The following is a 10,992-nucleotide window of genomic DNA, read 5'->3' as shown; positions in this document are numbered from 1 at the left end:
CCGGGCAGCCCGCTGCCGGCCGATGAAGCGGCGCCGATGGACCTGTTTTAAGGCAGGGCGCCTGACTCAGGTTTTGCGTGGGCGCGTGAATCGAGCGCCGCCCGCGCGGCGCATCGCGACGCAAGGCCGCTCCCACATCTGTTGCAACGTGCCGAACCTGCCAAGCCATGGTTGCCCGCCTGGGTGCATGCCTTGAGACAGGCAGGGCGGCATCAATGCCCACCTCCAAATCCAGTCATGCCAGCAAGGCTGACAACCATGGCCTCACAGACATGGCCACGTTGCAACTAATGTGGGAGCGGCCTTGCGTCGCGATGCGCCGCGCGGGCGGCGCTCGGTCTCATAGGCGCCACAAGTACCCTGACGAACACCTGGCAGCCCTGACGCATTCCAACGCCCCAACAAAAAGCCCCGGCTCATGCGAGCCGGGGCTTTTTTGTCGCGACAGGGGTAATCAGCCCTTGAACACGTCATCCACGCTGGTGAGCGGGTAGTGCTTCGGATACGGCAGGGTAGCCACACCGGATTCGATAGCGGCCTTGGCCACAGCGTCGGAAACGACAGTGATCAGGCGTGCGTCCAGCGGCTTCGGAATGATGTACTCACGACCGAACTCCAGGCCTTCGACACCGTAGGCTTCGCACACTTCCTTCGGCACTGGCAGCTTGGCCAGGTCTTTCAGGGCGATGGCGGCGGCGATCTTCATTTCTTCGTTGATACGCTTGGCACGAACGTCCAGAGCACCACGGAAGATGAACGGGAAGCCCAGTACGTTGTTGACCTGGTTCGGGTAGTCGGAACGACCGGTAGCCATGATCACGTCGCTGCGAGTGGCGTGCGCCAGCTCTGGCGAAATTTCCGGGTCCGGGTTCGAGCAGGCGAACACGATCGGGTTGGCAGCCATCGACTTCAGGCCTTCCGGGCTGAGCAGGTTCGGGCCGGACAGGCCTACGAACACGTCCGCACCGTCGAGTGCGTCAGCCAGGGTGCGCTTGTCGGTTGCGTGAGCGAACTGTGCCTTGTACTGGTTCAGGTCGTCACGGCCAGCGTGGATGACACCGCTGCGGTCGATCATGAAGATGTTTTCGACCTTGCCACCCATGCTCACCAGCAGCTTCATGCAGGAGATGGCGGCAGCACCGGCACCCAGGCAGACGATCTTGGCGTCTTCGAGCTTTTTGCCGGCGATTTCCAGGGCGTTGATCATGCCGGCCGCGGTAACGATGGCGGTACCGTGCTGGTCATCGTGGAACACCGGGATGTCGCACTGTTCAATCAGGGTGCGCTCGATTTCGAAGCACTCTGGCGCCTTGATGTCTTCAAGGTTGATGCCACCGAAGGTGATCGAGATGCGGCGGACAGTGTCGATGAACGCTTGTGGGCTTTCCGATTCGACTTCGATGTCGAACACGTCAATACCCGCGAAACGCTTGAACAGAACACCCTTGCCTTCCATGACCGGCTTGGAAGCCAGTGGGCCGAGGTCACCCAGACCGAGGATGGCGGTGCCATCGGAAATCACCGCAACCAGGTTACCTTTACCGGTGTATTTGTAAGCCAGCTCTGGATCACGGCCAATTTCACGCACGGGCTCAGCAACACCTGGGCTGTAGGCCAGGGCGAGATCACGGGCGGTGGCAGTGGGCTTGGAGAGTTCGACGCTCAGTTTCCCCGGACGAGGGTGAGCGTGATATTCGAGAGCGGCGGTTTTCAGGTCTGACATGGTGGGCATTCCGCTATTTACTGTTCTGACGGACCGCCGAGGATACGCAAAGAGCCGGGGAGTCACAAGACTGGTCGGTCACTTGTGTCAAGGCCTTTAGCCTACGACTTTACGCTATAACCCACGGGGGCATACGGCTCACAGTGTGTACAATCCAATAGCGAAATGTCTACATCTTTTAGCCTGAAAAACGCTCCAACATGCTCGGATCGGTCAATGGCAATACCCAGCGTCGCTGCCCAGGCTTGAGGCCGCCCTTGCGGGAACGATCCAGCACCCAGCCACGCGCTTCGACCTGGCGTCCCTTGAGATTATCGAAGAAGCTGCCGGGGAAGTTACGTTGCAGACGAGTGGGAACCTGTAGCACAACAGCCTCGTCCAGGGTCAACCAGACCCCGCCACGGTTGCGCTCGACACCCTTGATGCGGCCACTGACCACCGCGAAACCCGACTGCCTGACATCGGCTGCAGCCACCACAGGCGAGCGCCGCCACACACCATTGCCGGCCTTGCGCGCTGCTTGCTCGGCAACCTGCTGGCAGCCGCTGAGGCTTACATTGGGGGCAACTGCCACCCGGTAGCCCAAACCCTCGCTGAGCAACCGTGCTTCAATATTGTCCCCACTGATGCCGTAGATATGCGCCAGTGTGCGGCCATACTTGTCTTTTTCCTCAACGCCCGGTACCAGCCCGATGCGCCCGTCACTGGCGTTGACCAATGCTTGGAGGCGCCGCCTGGCAGCCTCGGCATAGGGCTCGCTGGTGCGCCCTTTGCGGCCAATTTCCGGAGCATTGATGCCGATCAGCCGCACGCTGCGGCCATCAACCAGGCGCAAGGTATCGCCATCCACTACCTGGCGCACAACCACTTGCTGCGCCTGCTGCGGCAGCGGGCAGAACGCCAGCGCCGGGAAATGCCAGATGACGCCCATAAAAAAAGCGCCCACAAGGGACGCTTTTTTGTGCAGCAATGCGAAACCCGAGGGGTTCGCCATGCGCATGATTACTTCTTGGCACCGAACATGCCGAAGCGATCGGCGAACTTCTGTACGCGACCACCGGTGTCCAGGACTTTCTGCTTACCGGTGTAGAACGGGTGGCACAGGTTGCAAACGTCGATCGACAGGGTGTTGCCCAGGGTCGAACGGCTTTCGAACTTGTTGCCGCAGCTGCAGGTGACTGCAACTACTTCATAGTTCGGGTGGATACCTTCTTTCATGGTTGCTTCCTCGAGCTGCGTGCCGCCATCCAACACCAATTGTTGAATACCGCACGTAATTAGGCGGCAAATAATACCAGAGCGCTGCGTCAGTGCAAGTTGTCGCTTGCACCGGCCGTCGTCTGCTAGGCTCGCCAGTCTTTGATACGCCCTCCGAGACCTTCCGCGTGCCCGACGTCATCCTGCGCCTTGCCCTGCCCTCCCCGCTGCGTCGCCTGTTCGACTACAAGGCACCCGCGAGCATGGCGCGCCAGGCCTTGACCCCGGGCATGCGCATTCGCGTGCCATTCGGCCGCCGCGAAATGATCGGCGTGCTGGTGGAGGTATGCGCGCAAAGCGAGGTGCCCGCCGACAAGCTCAAGCCGGCCAGCGCCCTGCTCGATCCGGTATCACCGATCCCGCCATCGCTGTTCAAGCTGTGCCTGTGGACCGCCCAGTACTACCAGCACAGCCTGGGCGACACCCTGAGCTGGGCCCTGCCGACATTATTGCGCCAGGGCGAGCCCGCCGAGATGCGCCAGGAGCGCTTCTGGCACGTCGCCCCCGGCGCCCGCCTGGAAGACCCGCGCATCGCCCGCGCGCCACGCCAGCGCGACGCGCTCAAGACCCTGGCCCAGCACCCGCACGGCGTGGCCCACAGCCTGCTGGCCAAGCTCAACCTGAACAAGGACAGCCTCGACCTGCTGTTGGCCAAGGAACTGGTACAGATTGAAGTACGCCGGCACCTGCCGGGGCTACGCCACGAACACTGGCTGGCGCAGCCGGAATTGCCGCTCAACGAGGAGCAACGCGACGCCTTTGATGCTGTGCGCGAAGGCTTCGGAGGCTTTGGCGCGTTCCTGCTGGCGGGCGTTACCGGTAGCGGCAAGACCGAGGTCTACCTGCAGCTGATTCGTGAAACCCTGGAAGCCGGCAAACAGGCGCTGGTGCTGATTCCGGAGATCAACCTCGGCCCACAGACCCTGGCGCGCTTCGAGCAACGCTTCAACGCCCGCATCGCCCTGCTGCATTCGGCAGTGAACGACCGCGAGCGCCTGGACGCCTGGCTGGCTGCCCGGGACGGCGAAGCCGACATCATCATCGGCACCCGCTCGGCATTGTTCACACCGATGAAAAACCCCGGCCTGATCATCATCGACGAGGAGCACGACGGCTCCTATAAACAGCAGGAAGGGCTGCGCTACCACGCCCGCGACCTGGCACTGGTGCGCGCCCACCAGGAAAACATCCCGATCCTGCTCGGCTCTGCCACGCCGTCGCTGGAAACCCTGCACAACGCCCTTACCGGCCGTTACCGCCTGCTGCGCATGAACCAGCGCGCTGGCGGAGCCCGCCCGCCGCGCATGTTGCGCCTGGATGTAAAGAGCCTGCCACTGGACAGCGGCATCAGCGGCCCGTTGCAACAAGCCATCCGCCAGACCCTGGAAGCAGGCCAGCAAGTGCTGGTGTTCCTCAACCGCCGCGGCTTCGCCCCTACCTTGCTGTGCCACGATTGTGGCTGGCTGTCCGAGTGCCCGCGCTGTGATGCACGCATGACCGTGCACCAGCGTTCTGGCGTGCTGCGCTGCCACCACTGCGGCTATGACGAACGCCTGCCGCACCAGTGCCCGCAGTGCAACCACGTGGACCTGCGCCCGGTCGGCGCAGGCACCGAGCGGGCCGAAGAGCGCCTGAAAGTGCTGTTTCCGGACTACCCGATCCTGCGGGTGGACCGCGATAGCACAGCGCGCAAAGACGCCATGCACAACCTGTTCACGACTATTCAGCGGGGCCAGCCGAGCATCCTTGTCGGTACGCAGATGCTTGCCAAGGGTCACCATTTCCCCCGGGTGACCCTGGTGGCCATCCTCGATGCCGATGGCGGGCTGTTCTCGGGTGATTTTCGCGCCAGTGAGCGCATGGCGCAGCTGATGGTGCAGGTGGCCGGCAGGGCCGGGCGGGCCGAAGAGCCAGGCAAGGTCATCATCCAGACCCACCTGGCCGACCACCCGCTGTTGGTGCAGCTTACCGAGCAGGGCTACTTCGCCTTTGCCGAACAGGCCCTGGACGAACGCCGCGCCGCCGGGCTGCCGCCCTACTCCCACCTGGCCCTGCTACGCGCCGAAGCGCACAAGCCGGGGCAGGCCGAAGGCTTTCTCGACGAAGCCTGCGCCGCCGCCGAGCGCCTGGTCGCCGAGCAACACCTGCCGGGCATCGAACTGCTGGGCCCGGTGCCAGCGCCCATGGAGCGCCGCGCCGGGCGCTTCCGCGCGCAACTGTTGATACAGGCCAATACCCGGGCGCCTTTGCATCGACTCATCAGCGCCTGGTTGCTAGTGTTGGAGCAGATGCCCAGCGGGCGCCAGGTACGTTGGTCGCTGGACGTCGACCCGGTCGACCTGTATTGACGTCTGGCGCTGCTTTGCAGCCCCAAAGGTTGGCAACCCGCTCCCGGCAACGGATAATGCCCAGTTTTTCCACCTGCGCATCCAGGCGCTCACCGCGCTTGCGGTCGAAAAGAGATCCCCATGAAAGACACCATTCGCCAGCTGATCCAGCAAGCCCTCACCCAACTCGTCACCGACGGTGTGCTGCCTGAAGGGCTGTCGCCGGCGATCCAGGTGGAAAACGCCCGGGACAAGACCCACGGCGACTTCGCCAGCAACATCGCCATGATGCTGGCCAAGCAGGCAGGCATGAAGCCACGCGACCTGGCCGAAAAACTGATCGCCGCCCTGCCGGCCAGCGCCGACATCAGCAAGGTGGAAATCGCTGGCCCCGGCTTCCTCAACTTCTTCCAGAACACCGACGCCTTGGCCAACCGCCTGGATGCTGCCCTGGCCGATGACCACCTGGGCGTGCGCAAGGCCGGCCCGAGCGAAAAGGTCGTCATCGACATGTCGGCGCCAAACCTGGCCAAAGAGATGCACGTCGGCCACCTGCGCTCGACCATCATCGGTGACAGCGTCGCACGCGTGCTGGAATTTTTGGGTGACAACGTCATTCGCCAGAACCACGTCGGCGACTGGGGTACCCAGTTCGGCATGCTGATGGCCTACCTGCAGGAAAACCCGATCACCAGTGACGAGCTGTCAGACCTGGAAAACTTCTACCGGGCGGCGAAGAAACGCTTCGACGAATCGGAAGAGTTCGCCACTCGCGCCCGTGGCCTGGTGGTCAAGCTGCAGGCCGGCGACCCCGAGTGCCTGGCCCTGTGGACACGCTTCAAGGACATTTCGCTGTCGCACTGCCAGAAGACCTACGAGCTGCTCAACGTCAAGCTGACCATGGCCGACGTGATGGGCGAAAGCGCGTACAACGACGACCTGGCCAACGTGGTGGCCGACCTCAAGGCCAAGGGCCTGTTGGTCGAGGACCAAGGCGCCCAATGCGTGTTCCTCGAGGAATTCAAGAACAGCGAAGGCGAACCACTGCCGGTGATCGTGCAGAAAGCCGACGGCGGCTACCTGTACGCCACCACCGACCTGGCCGCCGTGCGCTACCGCAGCAACGTACTCCACGCTGACCGCGCCCTGTACTTTGTCGACCAGCGCCAGGCCCTGCATTTTAACCAGGTGTTCGAAGTCGCCCGCCGCGCAGGCTTTGTCGGCCACCCGATGCAGATGGAGCACATGGGCTTCGGCACCATGAACGGCGCCGACGGCCGCCCGTTCAAGACCCGCGACGGCGGCACCGTCAAGCTGATCGACCTGCTCACCGAGGCCAAGGAGCGTGCCTACGCGCTGGTCAAGGAAAAGAACCCGAGCCTGGCCGACGAAGATCTGCGCCACATCGGCGAAGTGGTGGGCATTGGCGCAGTGAAGTACGCCGACCTGTCCAAGCACCGCACCAGCGACTACAGCTTCAACTTCGAGCTGATGCTCAACTTCGAAGGCAACACCGCTCCATACCTGCTGTACGCCTACACCCGCGTAGCCGGCGTGTTCCGCAAGCTGGGCAAGGGCTTTGACGAAGTCGACGGCAAGATCGTGCTGCAGGCCCCCCACGAGCAGGACCTGGCTGCGCGCCTGGCCCAGTTTGGCGAAACCCTCAACAGCGTCGCCGAAAAAGGCACGCCGCATGTGCTGTGCAGCTACCTGTACGACCTGGCCGGCCTGTTCTCCAGCTTCTACGAGAACTGCCCGATCCTGGCCGCCGAAACCCCGGAACAACAACAGAGCCGCCTGCGTCTGGCCGCCCTGACCGGCCGCACCCTCAAACAAGGTCTGGAACTGCTCGGCCTGGAAACCCTGGAGCGCATGTAAGTTGGCTGCCAAGAAAAAACCCGCCCCCAAACGCGGCGCCAGCCGCCAGACGGCGCCGGCCAAACAGCCGATCCCTGGTTGGGTATGGATGGCCGTCGGCCTCACCGTCGGCGCGTTTATCGTGTTCCTGATGAAGCTCGAGCCAGGCGGCGAAGACATCAAGCGCGCCAAGCCCGAGCAACAGAAGGTGGAGAAAGCGGCCGAAGCCAGCAAGCCTGCGCAGGCCACCCCACAGCAGCCCGTGAAGCCGAAGTATGACTTCTACACGCTGCTGCCAGAGTCCGAGGTGATCGTGCCACCGGAGGCCGTGCCCGAGAAGACACCACCGGTACCCGCCCAGCCGGTGACCCCGGTAACGCCGGCAGAAGCTGCGAAGATCGACACCGCGCGCGCGCAGGCGGCATTGCTGGGCCAGACCCCGCCACCGCCCCCGCCGGTGATCAAGCCGGCAGCGACCACCCAGTATTTCCTGCAGGCCGGCTCGTTCCGCAAGCAGGCCGATGCCGACAAGGTCCGCGCGCAGATCATCCTGCTGGGCCAGTCGGTGAAGGTGGAGTCGGGTACGGTCAAGGACGAGACCTGGTACCGCGTACTGGTCGGGCCCTTCAGCAACCGCGAGCAACTGACCGGCGCGCAGAAGCAACTGGCCGGGGCCGGGTTCACCAACCTGCTGCTGCAACAACGGCAGACCCGGCAGTAACCCAGCAACAAAAAAGGCCTTGCCGCTTCGGTGCGACAAGGCCTTTTTCATTACCCGCAAAGCATTTCAACGCAAGGCGTTGCGCTCGGACACCTGGCTGTTCAATGTCCAGAAGTCGTACAGCACCCCCACCAGGAACAAGCCGCCAGTAAAGAAGTAAATGATCGCGGTGATCCATTTGCCCTGGTACAGCCGGTGCAGGCCGAACACCCCAAGGAAGGTCAGCAGAACCCAGGCGATGTTGTAATCGATGCGACCAGACTGGAACCGCAGATCGGCTTCACGGTCCATGGACGGGATCAGAAACAGGTCGATCAGCCAACCGATGCCCAGCAGGCCGAATGTAAAGAACCAGAGGGTTCCGGTAATCGGCTTGCCGTAATAGAACCGATGCGACCCGGTGAAGCCGAAAATCCACAGCAGGTAACCGATGGTCTTGCTATGGGTGTCGTGAAAGGGCGCCCCCTGTTGATAACTGTTCATGCATAGCCCTCGTGGGTTATCCGAAAATTTTCTAAAAAAAAATGTGACTTTCTCGTTGCAGGCCGACGTACGGCACCTGGGCAATCGACCAACGGATCAAAGATTGATCAAAAAGCTGTTATAAAGTTGCGCGCCCAACACATAACTATTCATAAGAGCTTCATCTATGCCGCCTTTGATCAAGACATGGCTGACCCTCTGCCTATTATTGCCCCTGGCCGCCCACGCCACCAATCGTGAGCAACGTCTTCCTAATGGTTTCACCGGCTATACCTCCAATGCCTCGGTGAAACACGCGCCGGTCAAACAGACCTCCCTGCGCACGCGACCAGGCAATGCCGCCAGCAACCGCGGCTTGCCTGTCGCTGCCATGTCGCCGAAGCAGAGCAGCGATGTGCTTAGCCGTGCGGTGAATGTGCTCGGCACCCCTTATGTTTGGGGTGGCAGCAGCCCGAAAAAAGGCTTTGACTGCAGCGGGCTGGTTAAATACGCCTTCAACGATGTCGCTGACGTCGACCTGCCGCGCACCTCCAACGCCATGGCCCAGGGCCACGGCGTCAAGGTAGCCAAGGGTGACCTGAAGCCTGGTGACCTGATCTTCTTCAACATCAAGAGCCGCCGCGTAAACCATGTTGCCATCTACCTGGGCAACGACCGCTTCATCCACGCACCCCGGCGTGGCAAGCGGGTAAGCATCGACAACTTGAGCAAGCCGTACTGGCAGAAGCACTACGTAGTGGCCAAGCGGGTGCTGCCGAAGGAACAGCAGCAGCTGAACCTGGCCAAGCGCTAACAGCGCCCGGCCTCTTCGCGGGCACGCCCGCGAAGAGGCCTGAGCGTGCACTATCACCCTCTGATCAGTCCGCTCTCCTTAAGCCCCCGCATCGCCCCTTCCATCGTCCGCATCCCCTGCGACGCCCCGCCCTGCATCACCGAACATAACTGCGCCATTCGCCCCTCCCGAACCAGGTTGCGCACCGCCGGCGTCGCCACCAGCACTTCCCGCGCCGCCACCCGCCCACCGTCCACACGCCGGACCAGCGTCTGCACCACCACGAGGCGTAACGATTCGGCCAGCATTGCCCGCACCAACGGTTTTTCCTCGGCAGCAAATACCTCCACCAATCGGTCAATGCTGCTGGCCGCCGAGCGCGTATGCACGGTCGCCAGCACCAGGTGCCCGGTCTCGGCGGCGCGCAAGGCCAGGCGAACGGATTCCAGGTCCCGTAGCTCACCGATCATGATCACATCAGGGTCCTGGCGCAGCGCACTGCGCAGCCCCTGGGCGAACCCGCCGCTATGGCGGCCAATCTCACGCTGATTGATCAGGCTGCGCTGGCTGCTGTGGATAACTTCGACGGGGTCTTCGAGGGTGATGATATGCAGCGCTCGGTCGCGGTTCAGTTGGTCGAGCAAGGTCGCCAGGGTGCTGGACTTGCCACTGCCCGTAGGCCCACCTACCAGGACCAGGCCATCAGTGCACTGCGCAACAGCTTGATACACATCCCCTAGGTCGAGTTCACCGACCGTGGCGATCCGCCCCGGGATCAACCGGAAGGTAACCGCAGGGCCGTTCAACTGGCGAAACAGATTCAGCCGAAAACGGCCCAGGGCGGGCAGCTGCAGCGCCAGGTCCAACTCATCGCCCTCTGCCCATTGCCGCCGTTGGCGTTCAGCCAGCAAGGCCGCCATGCCGTCGGCCAGGTCTGCCGGCACCAACGCCGGCATGTCCAGGCGCTGCAAGTCGCCCTCAAGGCGCAGCATCGGGATCTGACCCGCCGCCAGGTGCAGGTCCGAAGCCCCTGCATCCACAGCACGGGCCAACAGGTCGGTCACATCCATGAGACTCCCCAAAGGCCTTCAAGTAGGTAGAATGCCGCAGACCCTACAGCCGTCGGCATCCGTCCATGTCCACCCTAGCAGACAACCTTTCCGCTATTTCCGCCCGTATTGCCAGCGCTGCCCAGGCTGCCGGGCGCGATCCGGCCAGCGTCCAGTTGCTGGCCGTGAGCAAGACCAAGCCCGCCAGCGCCATTCGCGAAATCCACGCCGCTGGCGTGCGCGATGTCGGGGAAAATTACCTACAAGAAGCGCTGACAAAGCAGCAGGCGCTAAGCGACCTGCCCTTGATCTGGCACTTCATCGGCCCCATTCAGTCGAACAAGACCAAAGCCATCGCCGAGCATTTCGACTGGGTGCATTCCGTGGACCGCCTGAAAATTGCCCAACGCCTGTCCGAGCAGCGCCCTGCCGGCCTGGCGCCACTGAACCTCTGCCTGCAAGTGAACGTGAGCGGCGAAGACAGCAAGTCTGGCTGCGCCCCCGCTGACCTTCCGGCCCTGGCCCAGGCAGTGGCCGGGCTGCCCAACCTGCGCTTGCGTGGGCTGATGGCAATCCCCGAGCCCACCGACGACCGCGCCGCCCAAGAGGCAGCGTTCGCCCGCTTGCGCCAGCTGCAGGAAAGCCTGGGCCTTGGCCTGGACACGCTCTCCATGGGCATGAGCCACGACCTTGAAGCGGCTATTGCACAGGGTGCGACCTGGGTACGCATTGGTACCGCCCTGTTCGGCGCCCGCGACTACGGCCAACACTGACTCCATGCTTTACTCACTCTTCCCCACAAG

10 protein-coding genes are annotated in these 10,992 nt (G+C 62.9%); 5 read left to right on the top strand and 5 right to left on the bottom strand.

From position 1 onward, the window contains the following. Nucleotides 1-454: 454 nt before the first annotated feature. From AC07XM_RS07455 to rpmE, 3 genes are all read right to left on the bottom strand, one after another. Nucleotides 455-1,723, bottom strand: a complete 1,269-nt coding sequence (locus AC07XM_RS07455) for a malic enzyme-like NAD(P)-binding protein (protein ID WP_024717569.1) — start codon at nucleotides 1,721-1,723, stop codon at nucleotides 455-457. A gap of 178 nt (nucleotides 1,724-1,901) precedes the next feature. Continuing rightward, on the bottom strand, nucleotides 1,902-2,723 hold the full coding sequence (locus tag AC07XM_RS07450; protein ID WP_102689683.1) for a thermonuclease family protein: 822 nt from the start codon (nucleotides 2,721-2,723) through the stop codon (nucleotides 1,902-1,904). Between the two features lie 2 nt (nucleotides 2,724-2,725). Further along, nucleotides 2,726-2,941, bottom strand: a complete 216-nt coding sequence (rpmE, locus tag AC07XM_RS07445; protein WP_016489630.1) for a 50S ribosomal protein L31 — start codon at nucleotides 2,939-2,941, stop codon at nucleotides 2,726-2,728. Between the two features lie 167 nt (nucleotides 2,942-3,108). On the opposite strand from rpmE, the gene AC07XM_RS07440 reads away from it, so the two are divergent. From AC07XM_RS07440 to AC07XM_RS07430, 3 genes are all read left to right on the top strand, one after another. Further along, complete coding sequence (locus AC07XM_RS07440; RefSeq protein ID WP_016489631.1) at nucleotides 3,109-5,328, top strand: primosomal protein N'; 2,220 nt, start codon at nucleotides 3,109-3,111, stop codon at nucleotides 5,326-5,328. 120 nt (nucleotides 5,329-5,448) lie between these two features. Then, a complete protein-coding gene (gene argS, locus AC07XM_RS07435) occupies nucleotides 5,449-7,185 on the top strand; it encodes an arginine--tRNA ligase (protein ID WP_102689684.1) in 1,737 nt (578 codons plus the stop codon). A gap of 1 nt (nucleotide 7,186) precedes the next feature. Further along, a complete protein-coding gene (locus tag AC07XM_RS07430; protein WP_016489633.1) occupies nucleotides 7,187-7,885 on the top strand; it encodes an SPOR domain-containing protein in 699 nt (232 codons plus the stop codon). Between the two features lie 66 nt (nucleotides 7,886-7,951). On the opposite strand, the gene AC07XM_RS07425 is transcribed toward AC07XM_RS07430, so the two are convergent. Continuing rightward, on the bottom strand, nucleotides 7,952-8,368 hold the full coding sequence (locus AC07XM_RS07425) for an NINE protein (protein ID WP_016489634.1): 417 nt from the start codon (nucleotides 8,366-8,368) through the stop codon (nucleotides 7,952-7,954). A 166-nt stretch (nucleotides 8,369-8,534) separates the two neighbouring features. On the opposite strand from AC07XM_RS07425, the gene AC07XM_RS07420 reads away from it, so the two are divergent. Continuing rightward, nucleotides 8,535-9,161, top strand: a complete 627-nt coding sequence (locus tag AC07XM_RS07420) for a C40 family peptidase (protein ID WP_016489635.1) — start codon at nucleotides 8,535-8,537, stop codon at nucleotides 9,159-9,161. A gap of 53 nt (nucleotides 9,162-9,214) precedes the next feature. On the opposite strand, the gene AC07XM_RS07415 is transcribed toward AC07XM_RS07420, so the two are convergent. Then, nucleotides 9,215-10,210 (bottom strand): type IV pilus twitching motility protein PilT, encoded by a 996-nt coding sequence (locus AC07XM_RS07415; protein ID WP_016489636.1) that lies wholly within the window; start codon nucleotides 10,208-10,210, stop codon nucleotides 9,215-9,217. 65 nt (nucleotides 10,211-10,275) lie between these two features. Between AC07XM_RS07415 and AC07XM_RS07410 the strand changes: the two genes are divergently transcribed. Further along, a complete protein-coding gene (locus tag AC07XM_RS07410; RefSeq protein WP_016489637.1) occupies nucleotides 10,276-10,962 on the top strand; it encodes a YggS family pyridoxal phosphate-dependent enzyme in 687 nt (228 codons plus the stop codon). Nucleotides 10,963-10,992 lie beyond the last annotated feature (30 nt).

It is taken from the genome of Pseudomonas sp. GW460-LB5 (assembly GCF_059423245.1).
The sequence above is the reverse complement of the archived record's forward strand: the minus strand, read 5'-3'. Positions and strand labels throughout refer to the sequence as shown.